The organism is Amycolatopsis sp. NPDC039088 (assembly GCF_055598845.1).
On record NZ_JBVKAE010000003.1, the window covers coordinates 1 to 24,818 of the forward strand.

General features: G+C 69.0%; 33 protein-coding genes. 23 read left to right on the forward strand and 10 right to left on the reverse strand.

What is annotated here, in order from left to right; genetic code table 11:
- Positions 1-185: 185 nt before the first annotated feature.
- Both ACZ7KI_RS04805 and ACZ7KI_RS04810 read right to left on the reverse strand, forming a co-directional pair.
- Positions 186-1,211, reverse strand: a complete 1,026-nt coding sequence (locus tag ACZ7KI_RS04805; protein WP_470271856.1) for an LLM class F420-dependent oxidoreductase — start codon at positions 1,209-1,211, stop codon at positions 186-188.
- A gap of 12 nt (positions 1,212-1,223) precedes the next feature.
- Positions 1,224-2,144, reverse strand: a complete 921-nt coding sequence (locus ACZ7KI_RS04810; RefSeq protein WP_470271857.1) for an oxygenase MpaB family protein — start codon at positions 2,142-2,144, stop codon at positions 1,224-1,226.
- Positions 2,145-2,234: 90 nt separating this feature from the next.
- Here ACZ7KI_RS04810 and ACZ7KI_RS04815 point away from each other — a divergent pair, with 90 nt between their 5' ends.
- A complete protein-coding gene (locus ACZ7KI_RS04815; protein WP_470271858.1) occupies positions 2,235-2,828 on the forward strand; it encodes a TetR/AcrR family transcriptional regulator in 594 nt (197 codons plus the stop codon).
- On the opposite strand, the gene dmpG is transcribed toward ACZ7KI_RS04815, so the two are convergent.
- Together dmpG and ACZ7KI_RS04825 are read right to left on the reverse strand one after the other, a co-directional pair.
- Entirely contained in the window at positions 2,819-3,853 is a 1,035-nt protein-coding gene (gene dmpG / locus ACZ7KI_RS04820; RefSeq protein ID WP_470271859.1) for a 4-hydroxy-2-oxovalerate aldolase, read from the reverse strand. The two genes, ACZ7KI_RS04815 and dmpG, sit on opposite strands and share 10 nt — an antisense overlap.
- Positions 3,850-4,752 (reverse strand): acetaldehyde dehydrogenase (acetylating), encoded by a 903-nt coding sequence (locus ACZ7KI_RS04825; protein ID WP_470271860.1) that lies wholly within the window; start codon positions 4,750-4,752, stop codon positions 3,850-3,852. The genes dmpG and ACZ7KI_RS04825 overlap by 4 nt, the downstream gene beginning before the upstream one ends.
- Before the next feature lie 41 nt (positions 4,753-4,793).
- On the opposite strand from ACZ7KI_RS04825, the gene ACZ7KI_RS04830 reads away from it, so the two are divergent.
- Complete coding sequence (locus ACZ7KI_RS04830; protein WP_470271861.1) at positions 4,794-5,561, forward strand: IclR family transcriptional regulator; 768 nt, start codon at positions 4,794-4,796, stop codon at positions 5,559-5,561.
- Positions 5,562-5,564: 3 nt separating this feature from the next.
- Here the strand turns inward: ACZ7KI_RS04830 and ACZ7KI_RS04835 are convergent, their stop codons facing one another.
- From ACZ7KI_RS04835 to ACZ7KI_RS04845, 3 genes are all read right to left on the reverse strand, one after another.
- A complete protein-coding gene (locus ACZ7KI_RS04835) occupies positions 5,565-6,668 on the reverse strand; it encodes an LLM class flavin-dependent oxidoreductase (RefSeq protein ID WP_470271862.1) in 1,104 nt (367 codons plus the stop codon).
- A 103-nt stretch (positions 6,669-6,771) separates the two neighbouring features.
- Positions 6,772-7,482: an MBL fold metallo-hydrolase gene (locus ACZ7KI_RS04840; RefSeq protein WP_470271863.1), complete on the reverse strand. Its 711-nt coding sequence runs from the start codon at positions 7,480-7,482 to the stop codon at positions 6,772-6,774.
- A 17-nt stretch (positions 7,483-7,499) separates the two neighbouring features.
- On the reverse strand, positions 7,500-8,024 hold the full coding sequence (locus ACZ7KI_RS04845) for a DinB family protein (RefSeq protein WP_470271864.1): 525 nt from the start codon (positions 8,022-8,024) through the stop codon (positions 7,500-7,502).
- Between the two features lie 41 nt (positions 8,025-8,065).
- Between ACZ7KI_RS04845 and ACZ7KI_RS04850 the strand changes: the two genes are divergently transcribed.
- A complete protein-coding gene (locus ACZ7KI_RS04850) occupies positions 8,066-8,917 on the forward strand; it encodes a DMT family transporter (RefSeq protein WP_470271865.1) in 852 nt (283 codons plus the stop codon).
- On the opposite strand, the gene ACZ7KI_RS04855 is transcribed toward ACZ7KI_RS04850, so the two are convergent.
- A complete protein-coding gene (locus ACZ7KI_RS04855) occupies positions 8,898-9,935 on the reverse strand; it encodes a FecCD family ABC transporter permease (RefSeq protein WP_470271866.1) in 1,038 nt (345 codons plus the stop codon). The genes ACZ7KI_RS04850 and ACZ7KI_RS04855 overlap by 20 nt on opposite strands.
- Before the next feature lie 23 nt (positions 9,936-9,958).
- Positions 9,959-11,002 carry a FecCD family ABC transporter permease gene (locus ACZ7KI_RS04860; RefSeq protein ID WP_470271867.1) on the reverse strand — a complete coding sequence of 348 codons (1,044 nt, stop codon included), beginning with the start codon at positions 11,000-11,002 and terminating at the stop codon, positions 9,959-9,961.
- Between the two features lie 114 nt (positions 11,003-11,116).
- Between ACZ7KI_RS04860 and ACZ7KI_RS04865 the strand changes: the two genes are divergently transcribed.
- The 20 genes from ACZ7KI_RS04865 to ACZ7KI_RS04960 all read left to right on the forward strand — a co-directional run bounded on the left by ACZ7KI_RS04865 (position 11,117) and on the right by ACZ7KI_RS04960 (position 24,603).
- Positions 11,117-12,802: an ABC transporter ATP-binding protein gene (locus ACZ7KI_RS04865; RefSeq protein ID WP_470271868.1), complete on the forward strand. Its 1,686-nt coding sequence runs from the start codon at positions 11,117-11,119 to the stop codon at positions 12,800-12,802.
- Positions 12,799-14,556 carry an ABC transporter ATP-binding protein gene (locus ACZ7KI_RS04870; protein WP_470271869.1) on the forward strand — a complete coding sequence of 586 codons (1,758 nt, stop codon included), beginning with the start codon at positions 12,799-12,801 and terminating at the stop codon, positions 14,554-14,556. Before ACZ7KI_RS04865 ends, ACZ7KI_RS04870 begins: the two co-directional genes overlap by 4 nt.
- Before the next feature lie 113 nt (positions 14,557-14,669).
- Positions 14,670-15,755: an iron-siderophore ABC transporter substrate-binding protein gene (locus ACZ7KI_RS04875; RefSeq protein WP_470271870.1), complete on the forward strand. Its 1,086-nt coding sequence runs from the start codon at positions 14,670-14,672 to the stop codon at positions 15,753-15,755.
- Between the two features lie 496 nt (positions 15,756-16,251).
- Positions 16,252-16,542: a hypothetical protein gene (locus ACZ7KI_RS04880; RefSeq protein ID WP_470271871.1), complete on the forward strand. Its 291-nt coding sequence runs from the start codon at positions 16,252-16,254 to the stop codon at positions 16,540-16,542.
- The gene (locus tag ACZ7KI_RS04885) at positions 16,539-17,327 is read left to right on the forward strand and encodes a hypothetical protein (RefSeq protein WP_470271872.1); all 789 of its coding nucleotides are present in this window, start codon (positions 16,539-16,541) and stop codon (positions 17,325-17,327) included. Before ACZ7KI_RS04880 ends, ACZ7KI_RS04885 begins: the two co-directional genes overlap by 4 nt.
- A complete protein-coding gene (locus tag ACZ7KI_RS04890; protein ID WP_470271873.1) occupies positions 17,327-17,617 on the forward strand; it encodes a hypothetical protein in 291 nt (96 codons plus the stop codon). Before ACZ7KI_RS04885 ends, ACZ7KI_RS04890 begins: the two co-directional genes overlap by 1 nt.
- A gap of 467 nt (positions 17,618-18,084) precedes the next feature.
- Positions 18,085-18,342: a helix-turn-helix domain-containing protein gene (locus tag ACZ7KI_RS04895; protein WP_470271874.1), complete on the forward strand. Its 258-nt coding sequence runs from the start codon at positions 18,085-18,087 to the stop codon at positions 18,340-18,342.
- Positions 18,339-18,581 (forward strand): hypothetical protein, encoded by a 243-nt coding sequence (locus ACZ7KI_RS04900; RefSeq protein ID WP_470271875.1) that lies wholly within the window; start codon positions 18,339-18,341, stop codon positions 18,579-18,581. Before ACZ7KI_RS04895 ends, ACZ7KI_RS04900 begins: the two co-directional genes overlap by 4 nt.
- A gap of 98 nt (positions 18,582-18,679) precedes the next feature.
- On the forward strand, positions 18,680-18,925 hold the full coding sequence (locus ACZ7KI_RS04905; RefSeq protein ID WP_470271876.1) for a hypothetical protein: 246 nt from the start codon (positions 18,680-18,682) through the stop codon (positions 18,923-18,925).
- Positions 18,926-18,941: 16 nt separating this feature from the next.
- Positions 18,942-19,130: a hypothetical protein gene (locus ACZ7KI_RS04910; protein ID WP_470271877.1), complete on the forward strand. Its 189-nt coding sequence runs from the start codon at positions 18,942-18,944 to the stop codon at positions 19,128-19,130.
- Between the two features lie 218 nt (positions 19,131-19,348).
- Positions 19,349-19,588 carry a hypothetical protein gene (locus ACZ7KI_RS04915; protein WP_470271878.1) on the forward strand — a complete coding sequence of 80 codons (240 nt, stop codon included), beginning with the start codon at positions 19,349-19,351 and terminating at the stop codon, positions 19,586-19,588.
- Positions 19,585-19,776 (forward strand): hypothetical protein, encoded by a 192-nt coding sequence (locus ACZ7KI_RS04920; protein ID WP_470271879.1) that lies wholly within the window; start codon positions 19,585-19,587, stop codon positions 19,774-19,776. Before ACZ7KI_RS04915 ends, ACZ7KI_RS04920 begins: the two co-directional genes overlap by 4 nt.
- Entirely contained in the window at positions 19,763-20,149 is a 387-nt protein-coding gene (locus ACZ7KI_RS04925; RefSeq protein ID WP_470271880.1) for a hypothetical protein, read from the forward strand. Before ACZ7KI_RS04920 ends, ACZ7KI_RS04925 begins: the two co-directional genes overlap by 14 nt.
- A gap of 311 nt (positions 20,150-20,460) precedes the next feature.
- Positions 20,461-21,240, forward strand: a complete 780-nt coding sequence (locus tag ACZ7KI_RS04930) for a hypothetical protein (RefSeq protein WP_470271881.1) — start codon at positions 20,461-20,463, stop codon at positions 21,238-21,240.
- Positions 21,237-22,283 (forward strand): hypothetical protein, encoded by a 1,047-nt coding sequence (locus ACZ7KI_RS04935; protein WP_470271882.1) that lies wholly within the window; start codon positions 21,237-21,239, stop codon positions 22,281-22,283. Before ACZ7KI_RS04930 ends, ACZ7KI_RS04935 begins: the two co-directional genes overlap by 4 nt.
- A complete protein-coding gene (locus tag ACZ7KI_RS04940) occupies positions 22,280-23,248 on the forward strand; it encodes a hypothetical protein (protein WP_470271883.1) in 969 nt (322 codons plus the stop codon). The genes ACZ7KI_RS04935 and ACZ7KI_RS04940 overlap by 4 nt, the downstream gene beginning before the upstream one ends.
- On the forward strand, positions 23,245-23,568 hold the full coding sequence (locus ACZ7KI_RS04945; protein WP_470271884.1) for a hypothetical protein: 324 nt from the start codon (positions 23,245-23,247) through the stop codon (positions 23,566-23,568). Before ACZ7KI_RS04940 ends, ACZ7KI_RS04945 begins: the two co-directional genes overlap by 4 nt.
- A gap of 5 nt (positions 23,569-23,573) precedes the next feature.
- Positions 23,574-23,834 carry a hypothetical protein gene (locus tag ACZ7KI_RS04950; protein ID WP_470271885.1) on the forward strand — a complete coding sequence of 87 codons (261 nt, stop codon included), beginning with the start codon at positions 23,574-23,576 and terminating at the stop codon, positions 23,832-23,834.
- Positions 23,831-24,364: a hypothetical protein gene (locus ACZ7KI_RS04955; protein ID WP_470271886.1), complete on the forward strand. Its 534-nt coding sequence runs from the start codon at positions 23,831-23,833 to the stop codon at positions 24,362-24,364. The genes ACZ7KI_RS04950 and ACZ7KI_RS04955 overlap by 4 nt, the downstream gene beginning before the upstream one ends.
- Positions 24,361-24,603, forward strand: coding sequence for a hypothetical protein (locus tag ACZ7KI_RS04960; RefSeq protein ID WP_470271887.1), 243 nt, complete (start codon positions 24,361-24,363; stop codon positions 24,601-24,603). Before ACZ7KI_RS04955 ends, ACZ7KI_RS04960 begins: the two co-directional genes overlap by 4 nt.
- A gap of 4 nt (positions 24,604-24,607) precedes the next feature.
- On the opposite strand, the gene ACZ7KI_RS04965 is transcribed toward ACZ7KI_RS04960, so the two are convergent.
- Complete coding sequence (locus tag ACZ7KI_RS04965; RefSeq protein ID WP_470271888.1) at positions 24,608-24,772, reverse strand: hypothetical protein; 165 nt, start codon at positions 24,770-24,772, stop codon at positions 24,608-24,610.
- Positions 24,773-24,818: the final 46 nt, after the last annotated feature.

Below are 24,818 nucleotides of genomic sequence, written 5' to 3' on the forward strand. Positions count from 1 at the left end.
CAAAGGAGATCGGGCCTCTGCTGGTCGTGATCATGATGTGGTGTCTAGATCACTAGCAGAGGCCCGACCCATACCCACCATCGGGATCACAGACAGGCTCTAACCCGAAACGCCACTCACGACCACCACATCTGATACGGCGAAGAACATCTCCGGTCCGCCACCATCACCACTCAAGAGAGCGGTTACCCGAGCGTCTCCGCCACCTTCGTGAGCGTGGCGGCATCGCCCCGCAGCAGCAGCGTGGTCACCACAGTCTCCTCCCAGGCGGCCAACTCGTCCCGGATCTTCTCCGCCGGTCCGATCAGAGACGTGTCCTCGACCAGCGACGTCGGGATCGCGGCGGTCGCCTCGTCTTTCCGGCCGGCCAGGTACAGCTCCTGGACCTTGTCGGCGACGTCCTCGTACCCCATCCTGGCGAAGACGTCGTGGTGGAAGTTGACCGATTTCGCGCCCATGCCGCCGATGTAGAGCGCCAGCGACGGCTTGATCCAGCTCGCCGCCTCCTCGACGTCGTCGTGGACGAGCACCGGGACGGACGCGGCGACCTCGAAGTCGTCGAAACCGTGGCGGGCGCCGGGGCGGGAGAAGCCCTCCTGCAGCGCGGTCCGGTAGAAGCCGTCGCTTTTGGGGGAGAAGAACAGCGGGAGCCAGCCGTCGCAGATCTCCGCCGACAGCGCCACGTTCTTCGGCCCCTCGGCGGCGAGGAAGATCGGGATCTCCTTGCGGAACGGGTGCACTGTGGACTTCAGCGGCTTCCCCAGTCCGGTTCCGCCCTGCAGCGGCAGCTGGAAATGCTGTCCGTTGTGGGTCACCGGCGCTTCACGGGCGACGACCTTCCGCACGATGTCGACGTACTCGCGCGTGCGGGCCAGCGGCTTCGGATACGGCTGCCCATACCAGCCTTCGACCACCTGCGGCCCGGACGCGCCGAGCCCGAGCACGAACCGGCCGCCGGACAGGTGGTCCAGGGTCAGCGCGTGCATGGCCGTCGCGGTCGGGGTGCGCGCCGACATCTGGACGATGTTGGTGCCGAGCTTGATCCGGCTGGTCGACGCGCCCCACCAGGCGAGCGGGGTGAACGCGTCGGAGCCGTATCCCTCGGCGGTCCACACGGAATCGAAGCCGAGTTCTTCGGCGCGCAGTACCGCGTCCAACGCGCCCTCGGGCGGACCGGAAGACCAGTAACCGAGGTGGTAACCAAGCTTCATCGAGGCTCCTCGTCAGACGTTCGGTGAGTAGTGCTCGGGTTTGCCCCGCTCCGAAAGCGGCGGAAGATTCCTCGCGGGAGTCTCGACCAACGGCGCGTCCGGGGCCAGCTCGCCACGCTCGCGGCGCCAGCCCGCCCGGGCGCGAGGATGGTAGCGACGGTCTCGCGGGACCAGCTTGAACGCCGCGTTGATCAGTTTCCCGGTCCGCCGGTGCCGCCGCTCGTCGCGTTCGGTCCAGGCGTACCCGAGCCGCTCGCGGATCGGCGGATCGTAGAGGCCGACGGTCAGCCACACGAAGTTCCGCGCGACCTGCCCGCGCACGAGCTTCCACGCGGAATCCGGCAGCCACGGCAGGAAATTGGGCTTCGGGAGTTCCTTGATGTCGAGGACGTCGCGCGTGGCCTTGTTGTCCTCCAGGACGTCCTCGCACATGCGCTTCCAGTACAGCTGGAAGTCCTCCCAGGACTCCGGCACCGGCCGCATGCTCATGCCGTACATCTCGTACCACTGGACGTGCTCTTCGAACAGTTTCCGTTTCTCCTGCTCGCCGATGCCGCCGCAGAAGTTGTCGGCGATGAGGATGGCGCTCACGAAGAACGTCGAGTGCGCCCAATAAAAGGTGTCCGGGTTGAGCGCGTGATAGCGCCGCCCGTGTTTGTCGACGCCCTTGATCCGATCGTGGTAGCCGCGCACCTCGAGCGCGGTCTGCCGCGCTCGAGGACCGTCGTAGATCACTCCCCCGATCGGGTACAGGGAGCGGAACAGCCGCTGCCAGCGCTCCTCGAAGAACCGCGAGTGTTCCTCGACGCCCGCGCCCAGCTCGGGGTGCATGTTCTGCATGGATCCGGCCCAGAGCGCGATGAGCAGGCCACGCCAGTCGCCGAAGTACTTCCAGGTCAGCGAATCCGGTCCGAGCGGCCGTGGCTGTGTCATCCCCGGTCTCCTCAGTGAGCTGGTTAAATTGACCACAACTGTTGTCAGGGTAAAGTTGACAACGGTCGTAGTCAACAAGAGGAGCCGATCATGGCCGGCCGAAGCTGGGCAGGCACCACGCTGGACGACCGCAAGGCCGCCCGCCGGGAACAACTCGTCGAGGCCGGCCTCGACCTGCTCGGCACCCAGGGCAGCGCCGGGGTGAGCGTGCGCGCGGTGTGCCGCCACGCCAAGCTCACCGAGCGGTACTTCTACGAGAGCTTCACCGACCGCGAGGAGCTGGTCGTCGCGGTCTACGAGCACATCGGCGAGCAGGCGAGGCAGGCGCTGGTCGACGCGGTCAGTGACACGGCCGAACCCGCCGAACGGGCGAAGGCCGCCGTCCGCGCCTTCGTGGAACTGATGCTCGACGACCCGCGCAAGGGCCGGGTACTGCTGCTCGCGCCGATCACCGATCCCGCGCTGACCACGCGCGGGATCGCGCTCCTCCCCTCCTTCGCCGAACTGGTCAGCGGGCAGCTGTCCCACGGTGACGCGGCCGAACGGCAGATGGTGTCGATCGGGCTGGTCGGCGCGCTGAGCAACGTGTTCATCGCCTACCTCGACGGCTCGCTCAAGGTGAGCCGCGAGCGCCTGATCGACCATTGTGTCCGCCTCGTGCTCGGTGCCGACCGTCACCCCTGACCGCGTTCGGCGACCAGCTGCAGGGCGATGTCGATGATCATGTCCTCCTGTCCGCCCACGTACTTCGCGGCGCCGACGCGGTAGAGGATTTCGTGCGCCGGGACGTCGTAGCGCTCGGCGGCGCGCTCCGCGTGCAGCAGGAAACTCGAGTACACGCCCGCGAATCCCTGCACGATCGACGATCGGTCCATCACCGGCAGCCGCGTGATGTAGGGCTTCACGACGTTCTCCGCCGCGTCCATCAGCACGTCCTTGTCGACGCCGGTGCGGATCCCGAGCCGTTCGAACGTCGCCGCGAGCACCTCGGTCGGCGAGTTGCCCGCGCCCGCGCCAAGCGCCACCAGCGAACCGTCGATCTGCCGGGCGCCGGCGCGGTAGGCGAGCACCGAGTTCGCGACGCCGAAGCTCAGGTTCTGGTGCCCGTGGTAGCCGACCTGCGCCTCGTCCCCGAATTCCGCCACCAGCGCGGCGATCCGGTCGGCGGCCTCCTCCAGGATCAACGCCCCGGCGGAATCGACGACGTACACGCACTGACATCCGGCATCGACCATGATCCGGCCCTGTTTCGCCAGCGCTTCCGGCGTGGACATATGGGACAGCATCAGGAAACCGACCGTCTCCAGCCCGAGATCCCGTGCCGCGCCGAAATGCTGGACGGAGACGTCGGCCTCGGTGCAGTGCGTCGCGATCCGGACCGCGCCCGCGCCGAGATCGGCCGCCACCCGCAGATCGGCGACCGTGCCGAGGCCGGGCAGGAGCAGCACCGCGATCTTCGCCCGGCGTGCCTCGTCGACCGCCGCTTCGATCAGTTTCCGTTCGTCGACAAGGGAAAAGCCGTAGTTGAACGTCGAGCCGCCGAGGCCGTCGCCGTGGCTGACCTCGATCAGCGAGACGCCGCCGTCGTCCAGCGCCCGGACGGTGTCGCGCACGTTCTTCTCGGTGAACTGGTGCGCCATCGCGTGACTGCCGTCGCGCAGGCTCGTGTCGACCAGCCTGACCTCACGGTCGATCTCATCCCACTTCACGCGGCCACCTCCTGGGTGGCCAGCAGCTCGCCGACGCGGGCGGCCGCGGCCGTCATGATGTCGAGATTCCCGGCGTACTTCGACAGGAAGTCCCCGTTCCCGCCGACCTCCAGGAACACCGCCACCCGCGCCTGCCCGCTCCATCCCGGCCTCGGCGGGTCGTACTGTGGATCCGCCTTGAGCGTGTAGCCCGGCACGTAGACCTGCACCGCTTCGACCATCCGGTGGATGGATTCGGTCACCGCGTCGAAGTCCGCGTCCGGGTCGATCGCGCAGAACACCGTGTCCCGCATGATCATCGGGGGTTCGACGGGGTTGATGATGATGATCGCCTTGCCGCGGCTCGCTCCCCCGACGAGTTCGATCCCGCGCGCGGTGGTCGCGGTGAACTCGTCGATGTTCGCCCGCGTACCGGGCCCCGCCGAACGCGACGACACGGACGCGACGATCTCGGCGTAGGGCACCGGCGTCACCCGGGACACGGCGTGCACGATCGGGATCGTGGCCTGGCCACCGCAGGTGATGAGGTTGACGTTCGGCACGTCAAGGCGTTCGGGCAGGCCGACGGCCGGGCAGGTGAACGGGCCGACCGCGGCCGGGGTGAGGTCGATCGCGCGGATCCCGGCGGCGGCGTAGCGCGGCGCGTTCGCCAAATGTGCCTTCGCGGAGGTCGCTTCGAAGACCAGGTCCGGCAGTTCGTCGCGGGACAACAGCCAGTCGACGCCCTCCGCGGACGTCTCCAGCCCCAGCTCGGCGGCCTTCGCCAGTCCGTCCGAGGCCGGGTCCACGCCGACCATGTACCGCACCTCGACGTGTTCGCTGCGCCGCAGCTTCGCGAGCAGGTCGGTGCCGATGTTCCCGGGGCCGACGATCGCGGCCACCGCTTTCCGTTGCGCCATACCAGGTGACGCTTCCCGAGCGGATAGGGCACACTCAACCCATGCGTGCCGCTGGGCGGAACGACAACCCGGAACGAACCGGAGCGGACGGCCTCGTCGCCGCCCGGGTCACCGCGCTGCTCTCGGCCTTCCGACCGGGCGACGACGCCCTCGGTGTTTCCGAACTGGCGCGGCGGACAGGGCTCGCGAAGTCGACCGTCCACCGGCTCACCGGCCACCTGGTCGCGACCGGACTGCTCGAACGCGAAGGTTCCGCGCTGCGGCTCGGGCTGAAGCTGTTCGAGATCGGCCAGCTGGCGGTACGGCGCCGTGGACTGGTCGAGGCGGCGCGCCCGTATCTCGCCGACCTCCGGGAGGCGACGCGGAACACCGTGCATCTCGCGGTACTGGAGGGCACGGAGGTCGTCTATCTCGACATCCTGCGCGGACCCGACGCGCCGTCGCTGCCGTCCCGGATCGGCGGCCGCTTTCCCGCGCACGCCACCGGTGTCGGAAAGGCGATTCTCGCGTTTTCCCCGGAATCCGTGGTGACGAAGGTGATCGATTCCGGACTGCCCCGGGTGAGCGTCCGGACGATCACCGCCGCCGGTCTGCTGCGCCGTCAGCTCGCGAAGGTCCGCGGCGACGGGATCGCTTTCGAGCGCGAGGAATCCGGCGTCGGCGTCGTGTGCGCCGCGAGTCCACTGCTCGACGCGAAAGGCGTCGCGGTGGCGGCGTTGTCGATTTCCGGCTGGGCGAACCGCATGCACACCAGCCGCGTCGCGCCCGCGGTCCGGACCGCGGCGTTGGCGCTGTCGCGCACCTTGTGAGGATTACGCGACGAGCCCTCGCCGGACCAGTTCCGGCCGCACGCCCTCGCCGAACCAGTACGCCTCCTCCAGATGCGGGTATCCGGAGAGGACGAACTCCTCGATGCCGTGCGCGTGGTATTCCTCGATGAGGTCGGCGACCTCGCGATGGCTACCGACCAACGCGGTGCCCGCTCCACCGCGCACCAAGCCGATTCCGGCCCACAGGTTCGGGTAGACCTCCAGACCGCGGACACCGCCGTCGATGTTCCCGCCGTGCAGGGCCGCCATCCGTCGCTGACCCACGGATTCGCTGGCGGACAACTGTTTCTGGGTGTGGGCTATCCGCTCGGGGTCGATCGCGTCCAGCAGTTTTCCCGCCTCCGCCCAGGCTTCCGCCGACGTGTCACGGGACAGGGTGTGCAACCTGATGCCGAAGCGGAGTTTCCGGCCCTGTTCTTCGGCGAGTTCGCGGACCTTGGCGATCTTCTCCGCGACCTGTGCGGGTGGCTCACCCCAGGTCAGGTAGACGTCGGCGTGTTTCGCCGCGATCGGCAACGCCGCCGCGGACGAGCCGCCGAAGTAGATCGGCGGCACCGGATCGGGGGCCGCGATCGTGGTCGCGCCTTCGACCTTCAGATGCTCGCCCGCGAAGTCGAACGGTTTGCCGCTCCAGACGCCGCGCACGATCTCGAGGAACTCGCCGGTGCGGGCGTAGCGCTGGTCGTGATCGTGCCAGTCACCGAAGCGGCGCTGCTCGACCGTGTCGCCACCGGTGACGACGTTGAGCAGCACGCGGCCCCGCGAGATCCGCTGGAAGGTGCCGGCCATCTGCGCGGCCAGCGTCGGCGATACCGTGCCGGGGCGGAACGCGACCAGGAACTTGAGGGTTCTCGTCTCGCGGATGAGCGCCGCCGTCGTCAGCCAGGCGTCCTCGCACCAGGTGCCGGTCGGCGTCAGGACGCCTTCGAAGCCATTGACCTCGGCGGCGCGGGCGACCTGGGCGAGGTAGTCGATGTCCGGCTCACGGGAGGCGGCTGCCCCGGCGTCGCGACTGGCGTGGAAGTGCTCCACGATCGTCCGGCCGTCACCGGTGGTGGGCAGGAACCAATGCAGCTTGACCGTCACGACCCCGAGCTTCGGCTTCCGGGCGGCGCCGGGTCAATCGACGCCTCTCCCGTCCCGCGATCTGGACGCCCCCACTATGCATTTAGTCCTCTAAATGCATCTTTCAGCCGCCGAACATCACGCGCCACTCGTCCAGCGACTTCGGCCGGAAGACGAAGTTCGTGTCCTTCACGTGCGAAAGGTTCGCCGACGGTTCGGCCGAGTACTGGTGTCCCGGGTAGACGACCGGATCCCCGTCCAGCCCGGCCAGCCACTGCAGGCTCCGGTAGATCGCTTCCGCGTCACCGCCGGGGAAATCGGTGCGGCCGCAGCCTTCGAGGAACAGCGTGTCCCCCGAAACGAGGCGTCCGTCGACGAGGAAGCACTGGCTTCCCGGCGTGTGCCCCGGGGTGTGCAGCAGCCGGATCGGCACCGCGCCGACCTGCAGAACCTCGTCGTGCTCGTGTGAGCGCAGGTCGGTCTCCGAGACGCCGGTGATCCGGCGGACCCACTCGGCCTCCGCGCCGTTGACGTGGATCGGTACCTGGACGCGCTCCAGCAGTTCCGCGATCCCCGGCAGCGAGAAGCCCATCATCTCGCCGCCGACGTGATCGGGGTGATGATGCGTGGCGAGGACACCGGTCAGGCGCATGCCGTCGCCTTCGAGTAGGTCCAGCAGATCGCCGACGGCGTACGCCGGGTCGACGATGACGGCCTCGTTCGTCTCCCGGTCGCCGATCAGATAGGCGAAGTTGACCATCTGTGTCGCGACGGGATCCCCCACCGCGAAGTCGCGGCCCGCGAGCAATTGCCGGAAGTACAGCCTGTCAGCCATGCGCACACCTTACGGCGCTACTCGCCCGTGGCGCCGTCGGCCAGTTCCCGCAGGATGTCCAGGTGCCCGGTGTGCCGTGCGGTCTCCTGGACGACGTGCGCGAGCACCCATCGGACGGTGAACTTCCCCGACCGGCGTGCCCGCTCGTCCGGCGAGACCCCGGCCAGCGCGGCTTCCGCGCGAGCCCACTCCGCGCGGTAGGCCTCGACGACCGAGCGCGGGTCGTCGTCCTCGGTCAGGTCCCAGCTCGGATCCGGTGAGCCTTCCCACAGCGACGGCAGCTCCGCGCCACCTACCTCGATCGAGAGCCACCAGCGCTCCACCGCGGTCAGATGTTTGAGCACACCCAGCGCGCTCATCCGCGGGGACGACGGCAGCGGGGTCGCGGCCGCCTGTTCCCTGGTCAGCCCGGCGACCTTGTTCACCGCGGTGGCGCGGAGAAAGCGCAGGAAATCCCACTGGATCCCGGCCTCGTCCTCGGCGATCCCCTCCGGCCAGGCCCGCTCCACCGGCTCGGCCGCACTCGAACCCGTGTTCGACATGCGACCACCTTACCCGCCGGACAGGACTAGGCTCACGCTTCATGTGGTGGGGATTGATCTGCGCGTTCTTCGCGGCCTGTGCGTACGGGGTCGCTTCGGTGATGCAGGCGATCGCCGCGAAGGCGACGACGGGCGACGAAAGCCGCGTCGATCCCAAGCTTCTCGTGCGGGTGCTGCGGCAGTGGAAGTTCGTCGCGGGTCTCGCGCTGGACGTCGTCGGGTTCGTCGCCCAGCTGGTCGCTTTGCGCGTGCTGCCGCTGTTCGTGGTCCAGGCGGCGCTGGCGGGCAGTCTCGCCGTGACCGCGGTGGCGGCGCGGACGCTCGGTGTCCGGCTGGGACGTCGCGAGTGGACGGCGGTCGCGGTCGTCTGCGCCGGGCTGGCGTTGCTCGGGATGTCGGCGGAGAGCGAAGGCTCGTCGGCGACCGGGTTCGGCTTCCGGCTCGTGCTGATCGGCGCGGTGGTGGTACTCGGCACGGCCGGGATGTTCGCCGGCCGCGCGCCGCGGCGGATCCGGACCCCGGCGCTCGGCCTGATCGCCGGGTTGTGCTTCGGCGTGGTCGCGCTTTCGGGCCGCGTGCTGCCCAGCCTGGCACCGCTCGACCTGCTGACCGACCCGGCCACCTACACGCTGGCCGCGGCGGGCGCGATGGCGATGCTGTTCTACGCCACCGCGCTGCAACGCGGCAGCGTCACCACCTCGACCGCGATGATGGTGATCGGCGAGACCGTCTTCCCGTCACTGATCGGGGTCGTCGTGCTCGGTGACACCACGCGGCCCGGTTTCGCGGCCGTGGCGGTGGCCGGTTTCGTGCTCGCGGTTTCGGCGGCGCTGGCGCTGGCCCGTTTCGGTGAGCCCGCCCCGATCGAGCCCGTCAGCGCGCCGCTCGGTTGACGCCTCGCCGGGACACCAGCAGCCACGCCAGGTAGAGCCCGCCGATGGCCCCGGTCACGAGACCGACGGGCAGGCCCGCGAGCACCTGCTGGGTGATCAGATCGCTGGTGACCAACAGGAGCATGCCCATCAGCGCGGCCGCGGCGAGTCCAGGTCCCGAAGACCGTGTGAGCCGCTTCGCCAGCTGAGGCGCGGCGAGCGCCAGGAACGAGATCGGTCCGGCGGCCGCCGTCGCGATCGAGCACAGCCCGACGCTGACGCCGAGAAGCACGATCCGGCTCCGCTCCACAGGCACGCCAAGCCCCTTGGCCGAGTCGTCACCCATCTCCAGCAGGGAAAGCCTTCTGCCGTAGACGAAGGCGGGTGGCAGCAGGACGGCGATGGCGATCGCGACCGGGACGACGTGCTCCCAGCCGCGTCCGTTGAGCCCGCCGACCAGCCACGCCTGCGCCGCCAGGCCGTCCTGCCAGGCGGCCCTGGTGATCAGGTACGAGTTGAAGGCGATGAGCATCGCGTTCACCCCGATGCCGACGAGGATCAGCCGGAAGGCGTGCACGCCGCGTTTGAACGCGATCAGCGCGATCAGCGCCGCGGTCACGATGCCGCCGACCAGCGCGCCCAGCGACACCTGGAGCATTCCGCCGTGCACCACGACGATCGTCAGCAGCGCCCCGGCGGCCGCGCCTTCGGTGAAGCCGATGAAATCGGGGCTGCCCAAGGGGTTTCCGGAAAGGCTCTGCAGGATCGCGCCGCTGACCGCGAGCGCACCGCCGACCAGCAGTGCGGTCAGCAGCCGCGGCAGCCGCAGGGTGGTGACGATGAACTCGGTGCTCCGGTCGCCGAAGCCGAACAGCGTCTGGATGACCTCACCGACGGACAGCGGGTAATCGCCGGTGGTCATGCTGGCCGCGCCGACGAAGAACACGGCGACGGCCAGCAGGGTGACGACAAGCGCCGCCCGCGGGGTGATCCGCAGGGACAGTCCGCCGCCCGGGGTGCGCAGGACGCGGGTGCTCATCGGTGGGTGCTCCTTGATCGCGGTCACAGGCGGGCCGGCTTCCTGCGGCGGCAGAGCGCGATGAACACCGGCGCGCCGAGGAACGCGACGACGATGCCCGCCTGCAGTTCCTCCGGCGGGTTCAGCACGCGGCCGACGACGTCGGCGCCGATCAGCGCGATCGGCGCGAGCAGCATCGAATACGGCAGGACCCAGCGCTGATCCGGACCGGCCAGCAGGCGCGCGGCGTGCGGCACGGCGAGCCCGAGGAACAGGACCGGGCCGATAGCCGCGGTACCCGCGCCGCAGAGCAGGGTGATCACGATCGCGCCCAGCACGCGGGTGCGGCCGACGTGGGCGCCGAGCGCCTTGCCGGTCTGGTCGCCGAGCGCGAGCACGTTGAGGGGCCGGGCGAGCAGCAGCGCGATGACCGCACCGACCGCCACGAACGGCGAGATCTGCCAGAACACGTCCCATTTCCGGCCACTCAGCGAACCGACGTTCCAGAACCGGAACTGGTTGAACGTCTCGGGCATCAGCAGCAGGATCCCGACGATGTAGGCCTGGAGCACCGCCATGACGGCCGCACCGGCGAGCACGAGACGGTCCGGCGTGGCGCTGCGGCCCGCGGAGCCGAGGACGTACACCACGACCGACGCGATCGCCGCTCCGGCGAAGGCGAACCAGATGTAGCCGAGCACGCCGCTGACCCCGACGAACGCGATCCCCGAAACGACCGCGGCCGAGGCTCCGGTGTTGACCCCGAGCAGGCCGGGGTCGGCGAGCGGGTTGCGGGTCAGCGCCTGCATCACCGCCCCCGCCAGGCCGAGCGCCACACCGACGACCACGCCCAGCAGGGTCCTCGGGATGCGGAGGTCGTGGATGATCACCGCGTCGGTCGAGCCGTCGTTGTGCCACAGCACCGACCAGGTCGAGGTGAACGGGATGCTCTTCGACCCCACCCAGATGCTGAGCAGGAACACCAGCGCCAGCAGGGCGAGCCCGAGCACGAGACCACCGGCGCGGAACGTCCGTGCCGCCGCGCTCGGCGGGGACGCCGCAGCGGGCGGGCGTTCGGTGACGACCACGAAACCTCCTTCGAGTGAGGCGAGGCTAACCGAACGCCGGAGTTCACCTCAACGAGCTACCGACTTAGACTAGCCTTACCTACCCCCGAGCCTGACTGAGAGACGGAGGCGCCGGTGCCCGCAGCGGCCACCACCAGCCGGAGCGTGCTGCGCCAGGCGATTTCCGGGCAGCGACGCCAGGTCACGCTCGCGTCCTTGCTCGCCGCCGGTCATCAAGGCGGTGAAGCACTCGTCCCGGTGATCATCGGCGTCGTGATCGACCAGGCCGTCGCCGGTGGCTCGGTGGGCACACTCGTGTTCTGGCTCGCCGTGCTCGGCGTGGTCTTCGCGGGACTGTCCTACAGCTACCGGTTCGCCGCGCGCGCGGCCGAAGGCGCTTCGCTGCGGGCGGCGCACGAAATCCGGATCGCGATCAGCAGGCGCGTCCTGCATCCGGGCGGCGGCGCCGAAGACGGCAAGCTGGCAGGCGAACTGGTCAACATCGGCACCAGTGACGCGCAACGGGTCGGGGTCGTGAACGCCGCCCTGCCGTTCGGGATCGCCGCGCTCGCCGGAGTGCTGGTCAGCGCCGTGGCCCTGCTGCGCATGTCGCTGCCGCTGGGCCTTCTGGTCCTTCTGGGCACGCCGCCGCTGCTGTACCTCGCGCATCTCATCGGCAAGCCGCTGGAACGCCGCAGCGAGGCCGAACAGGAGCGGTCCGCGCACGCTTCGGGGGTCGCCACGGATCTGGTCGCCGGTCTGCGGGTGCTCAAGGGCATCGGCGCCGAACCGACCGCCGTCGCCCGCTATCGCGACACGAGCCAGAACTCGCTGAAGGCGACCTTGCGCGCCGCCAGGGCCAAGGCCTGGCACGACGGCGCGGTGCTCGCGCTGACCGGCGGCTTCATCGCGGTCGTCGCCCTCGTCGGCGGGCATCTCGCGTCGTCGGGCTCGATCAGCGTCGGCGACCTGGTCGCGGCGGTCGGTCTCGCGCAGTTCCTGCTCACCCCGTTCCTGATCTTCTCGTGGGTCAACAGCGAACTGGCGCAGGGCCGCGCGTCGGCGTCCCGGGTCGCCGACCTGCTGTCCACGCCGACGGCGGTCGGCGGGGGCGACGGCGAACTTCCGTTGCCAGCCAGCGGGAACGTCCGGCTCACCGACGTCTCGTACGGGAGCCTCCGCGGGGTCGACCTCGACATCCCGGCCGGGCAGCTGGTCGGTGTCGTCGCCACCGACCCGGCCGCCGCGACCGACCTGCTCGACTGCCTCGGCCGCGCGGCCGACCCGACGCACGGTCAGGTCCGCGTCGACGGCGTCGACCTGTCCACTGTGGACCCAGACCGGGTACGGGAAGTCGTCCTGGTCGCCGCGCACGACGCGGACCTGTTCGAAGGAACACTGGCGGAGAACGTCCACGCCGTCGGTCTCTCGCATGAGGAGGCGCTGGCCGCGTCGGCGGCGGACGAGGTCGCGGAGGCACTGCCGGACGGGATCGGAACCGCGATCACCGAACGCGGGCGTTCCCTCTCCGGCGGGCAGCGGCAACGCGTCGCCCTCGCCCGCGCGCTCGCCGCGGAGGCGACGGTCCTCGTCGTCCACGACCCCACGACGGCGGTCGACACGGTGACCGAGGCGAAGATCGCGACCGGGCTCGCCCGCTTACGACAAGGACGGACCACGATCCTGGTGACCACGAGTCCCGCACTGCTCGCCGTCACCGACCGGGTCGTCGTCCTCGACGACGGCCGGGTCACGGCCGAAGGCGGCCACGCCGAACTCGCGCTCGATCGCGCCGACTACCGCGCGGCGGTGCTGTCATGAGCCGCGAACTCCTCCCCACCGCCGACGGCAAGCGGATCCGCGCCGTCCTCGGCGAACTGCTCCGTACCTCGAAGGCCCGTGCCGTCGGCGCGCTCGCGATGCTCGTCGGCGCGACCGCGATCGGGCTGCTCACCGCTCCCCTGCTCGGCCATATCGTCGATCTCGTCGTCGGCAAACGACCGGCAACCGAACTGACGACGCCGGTGGTGGCGCTGGTGCTGGTCGCCGTCGCGCAGGCGATCGCGACGGCGCTGGGTGTCTCCTTGACCGCGCGGCTCGGCGAGACCTTGCTGGCGGAACTGCGGGAGCGGTTCGTGGACCGCGCCTTGAGCCTTCCGCTGGAGCAGGTCGAACGCGCGGGCTCCGGCGACCTGACCGCCCGGGTCACCAACGACGTCACGGTGGTGGCGAGGGCGGTCCGCGAGGCTCTGCCCGAACTGGGCCGTTCGGTGCTGACCATCGTGCTGACCCTCGGCGCGCTCGCCGTCCTCGACTGGCGGTTCCTCCTGGCGGCACTGCTGGCGACACCGATCCAGCTGCACACCGTGCGCTGGTACGTCCGCAACGCCGTCCCGTTGTACGCGAAGCAGCGGATCGCGACGGGTTCCCAGCAGCAGCAACTGCTCGACACGATCGGCGGCGCCAAAACCGTTCGCGCGTTCCGCCTCGCCGACGCCCACGTGGAGCGCGTCCGGGAGCGCTCCGAGGGCGCGATGGAGCTCATGCTGCGCGGTGTCCGGCTGATGACGAAGTTCTTCGCCAGGCTGAACCTCGCCGAGTTCGTCGGTCTCTCGGCCGTGCTCGCGGCCGGTTTCCTCTTGGTGGGGAACAACGCCGTGACCATCGGCGCGGCGACCGCGGCGGCGTTGTACTTCCACAGCCTGTTCGGCCCGATCAACACCGCGCTGGCACTGGTGGACGACGCGCAGGCGGCCGCGGCGAGCCTCGCCCGGCTGGTCGGGGTCGCCGACCTCCCCGCGCCGCACGAGCCCCAGCGGCCTGCGAAACCCCTTGACGCCTCGGTGAAAGTGGCCGGCATCTCGCATTCCTATGTGGACGGACACCCCGTGCTGCGCGACGTCGACCTGAGTCTCGCCCCCGGCGAGCGGGTCGCGCTGGTCGGCGCGAGCGGCGCCGGGAAGACGACACTGGCCAAGCTGATCGCCGGGATCCACACCCCGGCCGCCGGCACGGTCTCCGTCGGCGGGGTCCCGCTCGACGAACTCGGCCCGTCCGCCACCCGGCAGGCGGTCGCGCTGATCAGCCAGGAGGTGCACGTCTTCGCCGGTTCGCTGGCGGACGATCTGCGGCTCGCCTCTCCCGGCGCGTCCGACGCGGATTTGCTGGCGGCACTGGAAAAGGTCGGCGCCCGGGGCTGGGCGGAGGCGCTGAGCGAAGGTCTCGCGACCGTGGTCGGCGAAGGCGGGCATCAGCTGACGGTCACCCAATCCCAGCAGCTGGCGCTGGCCAGGCTGGTCCTCGCGGATCCGCCCATCGCGATCCTCGACGAGGCCACCGCCGAAGCCGGGAGCGCGGGCGCCAAAACGCTCGAAGCCGCCGCGGCGGCCGCACTCGAAGGCCGGACCGGTCTCGTCGTCGCGCACCGGCTGACGCAGGCGGCGGCTTCGGACCGCGTCGTCGTGCTCGACGCGGGCGTGGTCGTCGAAAGCGGGACGCACGACGAACTCGTGGCCTCTGGTGGTCGGTACGCGACGCTTTGGGCGGCCTGGTCGGACAACCGTTCACGGACGTGATCCGGGACGCAGCAGCGCCGGTTGCATTCGGCCGTTCGGCGTCTTAGGTTAGGCAAACCTGAATATCGATTAATCCGGCATTTCGCCGGACCGCCGATCAAGAAGGACGGACGATGGCCCGAATCCCCACTCTCTCCGCCGTGCGCGGGCGCCTGAAGACCGCCGGCGTGCTGGCGTCCTCCCTGGTGCTGGCCGCCTCGCTCACCGCGTGCGGAGGTGGCGGCGAGTCACCTGCCCCGGCCGCGCAGAACTCCGCCGGTTCCGCGGTCGACGCCAACGCGTTCCCGACGACGATCGAGCACAAGTACGGCAGCACCACCATCACGCAGGAACCGAAGCGGGTCGTCACGGTCGGCCTGACCGAGCAGGACGCGCTGCTCGCCCTCGGCGTCGTCCCGGTCGGGGTCACCGAGTGGCTCGGCAAGTTCCCCGGCACCATCGGCCCGTGGGCGACCGGCAAACTCGGCGGCGCCGCGTTGCCCGAGGTCCTCAAGGACGTCGACGGACCGCAGTACGAGAAGATCGCCGCGCTGAAGCCGGATCTGATCATCGCGCTGTACTCCGGGCTCACCAAGGAGCAGTACGACAAACTGAGCCAGATCGGCGCCCCGGTCGTCGCGCAGCCCAAAGAGTACAACGACTACGGCATCCCGTGGAGCGAGGCGACCAAGAAGGTCGGCCAGGCCGTCGGGCGCGCCACCAAGGCGAACGAACTGGTCAAGGGCGTCGAGGACAAGTTCGCCCAGGTCCGCAAGGAGCACCCGGAGTTCCAGGGCAAGTCGGCGCTGATGGCGTCGACCTACGAGGGCTACTTCGTCTACGGCAGCCAGGACGGGCGCTCGCACATCCTCGAATCGCTCGGCTTCACACTGCCGGCCGACCTCGACGCCGCCATCGGCGACAAGTTCGGCAAGAGCCTCAGCGCCGAACGGACCGACCTGCTCGACCGCGACGCGCTCGTGTGGCTCATCGACACCCCGGCCAAGGCGCAGGAGATCCTCGGCAAGGACGCGCTCTACAGCGGCCTGAAGGTGGCGAAGGAGAAGCGCGAGGTCTTCATCGAGAACGAAGGCCCCTACGGCAGCGCGGTCTCGTTCGTGACCGTGCTGAGCCTGCCGTACGTGATCGACCGGATCGTCCCGCAGCTGTCCGCCGCGGTCGACGGTGACCCGAAGACCGAGGTCAAACCGGCTTCCTGAGTCATATCGGGAAAGAACGGGGCCGCGAGCTTTCCGCTCGCGGCCCCGTTTTCGTGTGCGGGAAGCGTTGGGGCTCGTGAGTGATTTGGGTCGTTCTAACCAACCCAGGATTAGGACACACAAGCACCCGTTTGGCGTAACGGGACGGGGTTTGACCAGGTCAGGGGCATGATGCGGACGCCGCGAGCCTGGACGATCTCGCCTCTCGCTTTCCGGGTTGCTTGCCCGCTCCCGTTCCGTCCGAGGTGACGCGGTGCTCGCTGAACTTAGTCCGGCGAGCACCGCTTTCTTGATCGCTACCGAGACGTTTTGCCTGATAGAGAGGCCAAAAAGCAATTTAGCGGGACACTCCTTCCGACCCAGGGGCTTCCCTGGGTAAGGCCCGGACAGAGTGAAAGGACCCGAGGAATTGGTCTTCCAGAATCAGGCGGCACGACTGTGCCGCGAGTTAGACGACCGGTCTACTGAGTTAGAGGTCTCATCGCGTCCTGCGTGGATGCGGACGCGGGTGTTCCTCACCGACGAGTTCATGCGGGAGGACGGCGAGCCGACGTCGAACGGCTGGAACGAGCGGCACGAGTTCCGTGTCGAGCTGATCGTCGACGACGATCCGGAGTTGACGTTCGGCATCAGGCTGGGAGCGTCCAATTCGGATGAGGCGGGGTGGCTCGCGGGCATCCGGCTCGGCCGGATCATCGCGCCCGGTCACTTCATTACGCGTTTCCGAACGGAGCTTGTGGACGCTGGGTTCCAGGTTCCCGCGCAGAGGCGTGAGGTGCGGTCGTGATCCGAGGAGAACTTCAGGACGGCGAGAAGGTTATCCCGCCCGAGGTGCTGGCGAAGTGGGATTTGCAAGTCGGTGATGGCTGGACTGTCACGATCAGGCCGGACGTGATCGACCAGACCGTGTCGCCGCTGACGTTCGACGTGGGCAAGTACACGGCGCACGATCACCACGAGTTTCTGGCGAACCGCCTCGTTTTTCTAATGCTGGTCGCCGAGGTGTACGACCGCGAGGGGCTGTTGATCGGCTCGGAGGAGTTCACGGGTGTCGAGTGGCGCCCGCCGGGGCTGCCACGCGACCTCCACGTTGGCAGGGCCGATATCAAAAAACTCGTGACCGAGGCCGAACGTCGGCGGATGGTGTCCAACGCAGTCGCCCACGCGATCCAGAGCCACGGATCCAAGCGGTGGGGCATCAAAAAAAGAGAAGACCGGCCAGCACTGTACGGGTTGCGAGCCACGGTGCTCCGGCCGCTCACATTTCCCCGACCAGAGGCCAGCAGGGTGATCAGCGGTGATCCCACGATCGGCGAAGTGTGCATCGTGGGCGACGACGTGCCGAAGATTCAGCCTGCCCGCGAGGGCGTCCCGCTGGTGTTGCTGACGGAGACGAGGTCTGGAGGTCTAGCCGTTCGGCCCGTGAACGACAAGCCTTCGGGCCACATCGCGTATTCGGCCAGCGGAGCCTATGTCGTGACCGTTGGCTGCGGGCCGGAGTGGTCCGCGCTGTTCGGACACGTGCTGCCGGTCCCGCTGCACGACCTCACGGTGCGGAGGTCTGGTTCCTGATGACCACTTTGCACAGCAACGTCACGGTCGACAACTACGCGGAGGTCTTGCAGCTCGCCGAGGACGCGATGGCATCGGCGAACCGGATCGCGATCTTGCGGAAGGCCGTCGCGGACTTCGTGATGGTGAAGATCGACGGTACGGTCATCGATCCGCAAACCGCCAACGCGATCGTCACTGTCTACGACCACCCGAAGATCGCGGCCCACCCGACCTTCCGGGACAAGTTCGTCACCATGCCCGTCATGGCGATGGCGAACCTGGCGTGGAAGCTGATCAGCAAGCGGTAATCCAGAGAAGACAGAGCCCCCGGTCACCACTGTGGCCGGGGGCTCTGTCGTTCGCCAAGCGGACGCCGGGGCGCTTGCGACGGAATGACACGCGCCACATCGAACTTGTTCAAGGCCGCCGCGCGTCGTCCCTCGACCGGGGAACAAACGCCCCTTACTTCGGCGTCGCCTACGCGCGCGCGGACGCTCGCGGAACAGGAGGCGGACGGAAAACCGCGCTGGGGTCGGGTTTCTGTACCTGTCGGAAGAAGTGAGGCTTTGTCACTCGTCCGGTGTACTTCACGCAGAGAAACCAGAATGTCTTGGCGGAACAGCTTTTCGCAAACGCGCTGGAACGTTTTTCCCGTGTTGACGGGGAAAGTCGATCATGCTTACGGTGGCGTTCACATTCAGCGGACCACGCGCTTCACGCAGACGCCCACACACCTGCCGACCGTTGCGCTTGAGTGAGACGAAAGGTCACTCGCATGACGGTCTCCGTGTGCGTGCGCAGCTTGCCTGCGCTCGTGGAACTGGTGAACACCCAAGGCACTCAACGAGAACTAGCCCGGAAGATCGGGATGAGCGCCACAGCGATCAACCTGCTCTTGCAGGGCAGGCGCGACACCGTCCGAGTCGACACCGCCGCCCGCGTCGAGGACGCGCTCGGCGTCGACCGGGGCACCCTCTTCGTCTTCACAGACGTCGACCTGGTGAGCCCCTACACCCGCAGGGAAGCGGCATGACCGCCGGTCTGGATCGCGCGTGGACCGAGGCGTTCTACGCAGAGCAGGGGCTCACGCTGCTGGATCCCGAATGGGCCGCGATCGAGCAGGCGGTGAGCACCGCCCCGCCCGTGCCCGACGACGTCGCCGAGCAGATCGCGACCGTGGTCCAGCCGGTCATGCCATTTCCGACGCCGCCCGCTGATACCCCGAGCGCGCGGAGACGTCCGCCGCATCGGCGAGCGGAACGCGCGGCCTAGCGCCAGGCCGCGCAGGCGTGCCCGTCCTGGCACGGAAACCCCCTTTCCCAGGGCGGGCACGCCTTCCACCCTTCGACGCGAAAGGCAGGAGATCCACTATGGCCGATCGGCCGACTCACGCTCTCACGGTGCGGCCCGCCGTGGTCGAGGCTCCCTTGTGGCTGCTGTGGCGAACCGCCTACGCGGCCAGCACCGCCCTGGCCGCGACGGGCGACAAGGCCGCCCGCTACCTCGACGCCTACCGCGACTCCGATCCCGCCCAATGCCACCTCGCCGCCCTCGTCGCCGCCACGACCTCGCTGGTCATGGTGCTCGCGACCGTCCTGATCACCCTGCTCACCTGATCCGGAAAGGACAGTCATGACCGACCTCGCCGAAGACCTCGACCTCGCAGAGATCCGCGCCCAGAACGACCCGGACACCCCGGTCTTCAACAAGCTGCTGTCGGAGTACGACGCCGAGACGCTCACCGACCTCGGTACCGGCTGGCCGCCGAAGACGCCCGTCCCGGCCGACGACAACGACGACCAGGCCGACTCGTCCAGCTAGGACTTCCGATCCCCACCGGCCCCGTAGTCACCGTGCCGCGCGTACCGGAGTGAACAGTGAAGCCACACGAACCGTCGCCCTCACAACAGAATCCAGATAGCCCGCGGTCCTCCCCGCGCGGAACCGGCTCGAAGCGACGGATACCGCTCGACGCCTCCGCCGACCTGGTTCGCCGGTGGAAACAGGCTCGGACCTCCGCCGGCCTCGCGCGAGCCGAAGTGGACAAGCTCGAAGCCGAACTCCTCGCCCTGCTCGGCAACAACGACGTCGGGACCATCGACGGAGAACCGGTCGTCGTCCGCGACGTCGAGATCCGCAACGGCCTCGACCTGCCCAGGCTGCGCCAGGAGCGCCCCGAGCTGTGGCAGCAGTACCCGGCGAAACGGAAGCGCGAACGCCTGAAGTTCCCTCGCCGCCGCACACGCCCCTCCGACGACCAGCAAAGGCCACCCGCATGACCATCAGCCTCCGCATCCTGGCCTACCTGCTGGTGTTCCGGCTCCTGGTCCTAGACCTCACCAGCGCCGACGACACCTGGGGATGGCTGGTCGTCATGTTCGACCTCGTCCTCGCCTACACCATCTACCTCGACCGCGAGCCCGAGAGGGCATCGGCCACGAAGGACAGCACCCGTGACCGCCACTGACGTCGACGGCGTGGCCGTCGTGGACGACCAGCCGAGTACCGCCCCGTTCCGCGACCGTTCCGGGAACCCGATCTACCTGCGCCAGACCCGCGTCCTCACCCTCGCGAACGGGACCGTCGTCTACGGCTGCGCCCACTGCGACTACACCAGCGCGAACGTCAACAGCATCCGGCCGCACCTGGGCAAGCACAACGGCCCGCGCCGAACCAGAGCTACACAGGACAAGGCGGGCGCCCTCGACCTGCCGCTGACCGACCTGCTCAAACGCCTGGAACAGCTGGACGCCATCACTGCCGAACGCGACGAGTGGAAGGCCCGCGCCCAGAGCGCTGAACGCCGCCTCAAGCAGCTCCGCAACGCCCTCTCGGCATGACCCGCGTACCCGCACTCCCGTGAAGGAACTGCCGTGTTCGTGAAACTTTCGACGTCCACATCGCTGTCCTGCTCGTCCGGACCAAGGACGGACGGCCGACGATCGAGCACCCCGCAACCGTCCAAGCAGGCTGGAACCCTCCACAGTGGCCGGGCGTACCGGACACCGCCCTCGATCACCTGCGAATGGTGCGGATTCCCGGTCTTGTGGTTCTCACCCGGCCGATACGTCCACCACGGCGACCGGATCTTCTGTGCTCCCGGCATCGTCCGCGCACGCGCGCGCTGGACCGGGAGGCACAGGGCCGCCGCGTGAACGACTTCACCCCGCCGATCCGGCGGCGCAACCACGGCAAGGGACACAGCTACGTCGACGCCAACGGCGCGAAAGTCCCTGGCGTCACGACGATCCTGTCCGGCGGTGTCCCCAAGCCCGCGCTGATCGGCTGGGCCGCGAACACGACCGCGGACTACGCGATCGATCATTGGGACCGGCTCGCTGAACTCCCGCCGACCGCGCGGCTGAAAGAGCTGTCCCGTGCGCGGTTCGCCGACCGGGACGCCGCCGCGAAACGCGGGACCGAGGTCCACGGCCTCGCCGAGCAGCTGGTGTCCGGCCATGAAATCGAGGTCCCCGAGCAGCTAGCCGGGCACGTCGAAGCCTATGTGGACTTCCTGGACCGCTACCGCGTCGAACCCGTCCTCACCGAGTTCGTCGTGGTCTCCCATTCCTACGGCTGGGCAGGAACCGGCGACCTGATCGCGGACTTCCCGACGCTCGGGCAACGCCTGTTGTGTGACATCAAGACCTCCCGGTCCGGTGTCTTCGGCGAAACCGCCTGGCAGCTCGCGGCATACCGGTACGCCGACGCCTACGTAGACGACCAGGGCGAGGAACAGCCAATGATCGAGGTCGACGGATGCGCCGTCATCCACGTCCGAGCGGACGGATTCGACCTCTACCCGATGCAAGCCGGACCCGAGCAGCTGAGGGAATTCCGCTACATCCGCGAGGTTTCCCGAGCCTGCGAACGGTCCCGCGACTACGTGGGCGAAGCACTGCTCCCGCCCGCGCTGGAGGTGACCGCGTGAGCGGAGAACTTCAACGACACGAACCCACCGGCACCGAGATCACCACCCGCCCCGACTTCCACGCTCCAACTGAGATCGATCAGTGGGTGCTTGTCGTGCGCGACGTGGCCCGGCTAGCGGCCCAGATCGCCGACACCCCGTTCGTCCCCGACTCCTATCGCGGGAACCCTGCCGCCGTCACCGCCGCCATCCTCACCGGCAGGGAAATGGGTCTCGGCCCGCTCACCAGCCTCCAGCACATCCACATCGTCAAGGGAAAACCCGGCAAGAGCGCGGAAATCATGCGCGCCATGGTCCTGGCCGCCGGGCACCACCTGCGCGACGTCGAAGTCAACGACACCCGCGTCATCCTGGAAGGCCGCCGCAGCAACGAGGAAGTCTGGACTCGCGTCACCTTCACCGCCGACCAGGCCCGCCGGGCGAAGATCGACCTCGGCGGCTATCCCGAGGACAAGCTGTACGCACGGGCGACCACCCGGCTGTGCAGGCGCAAGTTCGCCGACGTCGTGGGCGGGATCGCCCTCACCGTCGAGGAACTGGAAGACGGGGACTACCCGGACACCACCAGCGCCCCCCAGACCGGCCCGCCCAACCCTGCCGCCCCCGAGGCCACCCAGCACGCGAAACGCACCGCACGGCGCCGTACAGGGCCGAAAAAGGCCGCCCCCGCCAACGAACCACCCAGCACGCCCGACGCGGCCGAGAACGCCCGCGGGGACGCCGACGAGACGCCACCCGATCCGCCGGCAACTCCACCGCCGCTCCCCGGCGACGACGAGGCCGAGACCGACGAGGACGACGACACGGACACGGTCTCGCGAACCCAGCTGGACAAGCTCCACGCCCAGCTCGGCGACCTCCAGGTGACCAACCGGGCCGACAAGCTCACGACCGTGAGCATCCTCGTCCGACGGAAGCTCTCCTCCTCCAGCGAGATGACGAAACACGAGGCGTCCCAGGCGATCGACATCCTCGCCCACGTCCTGGACAGCGAAGACCCCGCACGAACCCTCGAAGCGGTCCTCGCCGAACTGGAGGCGTGAGCGTGGCGCGCATCCGCAGCATCAAGCCCGGATTCTTCAGCAGCGACGACGTCACACCACTGTCGTTCCGGGCACGGCTGACCTGGATCGGGCTGTGGACCTACTGCGACGACCACGGACGCGGGAAGGACAACACCCGGCTGATCAAGGCCGCCGTGTGGCCGCTGGACGAGCTGTCCTTTCAGGACGTCGAAGACGACCTCGCCGAGCTGGCCAAGCACAAGCGGATCGTGCGCTACCGCCGCGACGATCAACGCCTGCTCGCGGTGACGTCCTGGCACTTCCACCAGAGCGTGAACCGGCCCGGCAAAACCCTCTTCCCGGCCCCGCCGCCCGGCACCGTCCGGGTTCCCGAACCGGGAGAAAACCGGCACTGCGCGCGGTGCTGGCGCGACCAGAACCCTCCTGGATCACTCACTGAACCCTCCCGGACCACTCCCGGAACCGAATCCGGTGATTCCCCAGGTCAAGGCCACAATGGCCAGTTCAGTGAGCCGTCACGCAGTTCTCACGGAGCGCTCACGTCAGGAAAGGAAACGGAGAAGGGAAAGGAGACAGACACACCCTCCTTCGGAGGGGGTGTGTCTGTCGACTCCGTCCAGCACGCGCGAGGCCGTGAGCCCTCACTGAATCGCACCCGCACACCGCCGCCGTCGCGGCGTGACGCGCGGTGCGTCGAGCACGAGCACGACGACGACCCGCCCCGCTGCGGCGCCTGCGCCCGTGCCCGCCACCACGCCGAGCAAGCCGAGCACGAACGCCGCGTCGAAGCCCGCCGCGCCGAACTGCGCGCCACCACGGCCGACAAACGCCGCGCCATCGCCGACTGCCCGATGTGCGACGACCAGGGGTACCGGGGCACCGCCCTGTGCAACCACGACCCCGACGCCGAGAACCGCGCCCAGCGCGGACGGCAACTGCTCAACCAGACCATGGGCTGGGCCACCGACCAGGAGCCATCATGACCACCCTCGACCTCGACCGTCCCTGCCCGCACAACGCGTTCGTCGCCGACGTCAACGTCCACCGGCTCACCGCCACCGACGACGGACCCGCCCTCGCCTACACCGCCGAAGTGCTCGTCCACTGTGGCCAGTGCGGCGAACGGTTCCGCTGGATCGGTGCCCCCGCCGGGCTCCTACCGGACCGGCCGTGCGTGTCGGTCGACGAAACCGAACTCCGCGCACCGCTGCGCCCCGCCTCCGCCGACCCAGACTTCGGACTCGGCATCCCCGGCTTCGCCATCGGGCTGGCCACACAGGACACCGGACCGGAGGCAGGCTGATGCGCATGCGCGCCGAAGGCACCAAGCACGAACTCGCCGCCGCCGTCGACCGCCTCAAGACCGTGTTCGACGTCCAGGAGACCAGCCGGTTCTACGACAACCGGGGCTCCTCCCAGCTCGGGAGGGTCTACCTCACCGTCGCCTCGCCCACCAGCCCGCCGACCGTCCACGCCCGCTCCGAGCGGGCCGACCGTGCCTGGGCCGAGCTTCAGCAAGCCGAGCACCGCGCAGACCTCGCCGCCGACCAGGAATGGGGACCAGCATGAGCACCCTGGATCGCCGTAGCCGCGCGGAGATCGGCCGCGCCGCCAACCGCAAGGGCAAAGACGCCGAACAGGCCGTCGCCCGCTACCTGCGCGAACACGGCTGGCTCGACGCGCAGCGGACCGTCCGCACCGGCTGGAAATCCGGCGAGCACCACTCGCGCGACCGGGGCGATATCGACGGAACACCGGGAATCTGCTGGCAGGTCAAGACCTCCGTCGAGGACTTCAGCGACACCCGCGTCCTGCGAGTTCTCGCCGCCACAGCGGATCAGGCCGTCGCTAGCGGCGCCGATCTCGGCGTCGTCGTGCAGCGCCGCAACGGCGCGGCAGACCCCGGCCGCTGGTGGACCTGGATGACCGCGGGTGACCTGCTGGCCCTCGCCGAAGCCGCCCGGAACCCCGACGTGCTCGCCGTTCCCGAGCCACAGCTGAACGTCCCGGTCCGGATGATGCTCGCCGACCTGCTCCCGCTTCTGCACGCCGCGGGGCACGCATCCGCGCGCCCCGCCGAGGAAGGCTTCCGCCAGTGACCGTGATCGTCTCCAGCGCCGAGCTGCCCGAGCCCACCGGCATCGACTTCCACGGCTCTGGTTCCGCTGCCTGGAACATCGCCGGGCCGCTCGACGTGCTCTGGCTCCCTCGCCATGGCGAGGTTCCCCCGCGCATCGGCATCGGCTGCGAACCCACGATGCTCGCGCTCAACACCCGCGACGCCCGCGAACTCGCGCTCGCGCTGCTCGCCGCCTGCGAACGCGAAGAACGACCGTGAGGTCCTATCCGGCCTTCGGACGGTCGGCAGCACGCAGCCAGCGGACCACCTCGTCCACACGGGCCGCGTCGAACGCCGGCAACGGCACGGACTCCACGTCCGCGCTCCACGCCAGCAACAACCGCTCCAGGCGACGTCGCCGAAACTGCCGCTCCCCAATGCCGTCCATGCCGTTCGACCTCCTTCCCGTCTGACGTCGCCCCGCCCGGACGTGC

Coding starts and splice junctions, on each gene's coding strand:
- ACZ7KI_RS04825 (WP_470271860.1), bottom strand. CDS start 4,752: ATGGCGCAACGGAAAGCGGTGGCCGCGATCGTCGGCCCCGGGAACATC.
- ACZ7KI_RS04945 (WP_470271884.1), top strand. CDS start 23,245: ATGACCACCCTCGACCTCGACCGTCCCTGCCCGCACAACGCGTTCGTC.
- ACZ7KI_RS04880 (WP_470271871.1), top strand. CDS start 16,252: ATGCGGACGCGGGTGTTCCTCACCGACGAGTTCATGCGGGAGGACGGC.
- ACZ7KI_RS04900 (WP_470271875.1), top strand. CDS start 18,339: ATGACCGCCGGTCTGGATCGCGCGTGGACCGAGGCGTTCTACGCAGAG.
- ACZ7KI_RS04855 (WP_470271866.1), bottom strand. CDS start 9,935: ATGAGCACCCGCGTCCTGCGCACCCCGGGCGGCGGACTGTCCCTGCGG.
- ACZ7KI_RS04830 (WP_470271861.1), top strand. CDS start 4,794: ATGCGTGCCGCTGGGCGGAACGACAACCCGGAACGAACCGGAGCGGAC.
- ACZ7KI_RS04955 (WP_470271886.1), top strand. CDS start 23,831: ATGAGCACCCTGGATCGCCGTAGCCGCGCGGAGATCGGCCGCGCCGCC.
- ACZ7KI_RS04805 (WP_470271856.1), bottom strand. CDS start 1,211: ATGAAGCTTGGTTACCACCTCGGTTACTGGTCTTCCGGTCCGCCCGAG.
- ACZ7KI_RS04815 (WP_470271858.1), top strand. CDS start 2,235: ATGGCCGGCCGAAGCTGGGCAGGCACCACGCTGGACGACCGCAAGGCC.
- ACZ7KI_RS04920 (WP_470271879.1), top strand. CDS start 19,585: ATGACCATCAGCCTCCGCATCCTGGCCTACCTGCTGGTGTTCCGGCTC.
- ACZ7KI_RS04875 (WP_470271870.1), top strand. CDS start 14,670: ATGGCCCGAATCCCCACTCTCTCCGCCGTGCGCGGGCGCCTGAAGACC.
- ACZ7KI_RS04910 (WP_470271877.1), top strand. CDS start 18,942: ATGACCGACCTCGCCGAAGACCTCGACCTCGCAGAGATCCGCGCCCAG.
- ACZ7KI_RS04905 (WP_470271876.1), top strand. CDS start 18,680: ATGGCCGATCGGCCGACTCACGCTCTCACGGTGCGGCCCGCCGTGGTC.
- ACZ7KI_RS04845 (WP_470271864.1), bottom strand. CDS start 8,024: ATGTCGAACACGGGTTCGAGTGCGGCCGAGCCGGTGGAGCGGGCCTGG.
- ACZ7KI_RS04850 (WP_470271865.1), top strand. CDS start 8,066: ATGTGGTGGGGATTGATCTGCGCGTTCTTCGCGGCCTGTGCGTACGGG.
- ACZ7KI_RS04965 (WP_470271888.1), bottom strand. CDS start 24,772: ATGGACGGCATTGGGGAGCGGCAGTTTCGGCGACGTCGCCTGGAGCGG.
- ACZ7KI_RS04895 (WP_470271874.1), top strand. CDS start 18,085: ATGACGGTCTCCGTGTGCGTGCGCAGCTTGCCTGCGCTCGTGGAACTG.
- ACZ7KI_RS04950 (WP_470271885.1), top strand. CDS start 23,574: ATGCGCGCCGAAGGCACCAAGCACGAACTCGCCGCCGCCGTCGACCGC.
- ACZ7KI_RS04810 (WP_470271857.1), bottom strand. CDS start 2,144: ATGACACAGCCACGGCCGCTCGGACCGGATTCGCTGACCTGGAAGTAC.
- ACZ7KI_RS04890 (WP_470271873.1), top strand. CDS start 17,327: ATGACCACTTTGCACAGCAACGTCACGGTCGACAACTACGCGGAGGTC.
- ACZ7KI_RS04840 (WP_470271863.1), bottom strand. CDS start 7,482: ATGGCTGACAGGCTGTACTTCCGGCAATTGCTCGCGGGCCGCGACTTC.
- ACZ7KI_RS04870 (WP_470271869.1), top strand. CDS start 12,799: ATGAGCCGCGAACTCCTCCCCACCGCCGACGGCAAGCGGATCCGCGCC.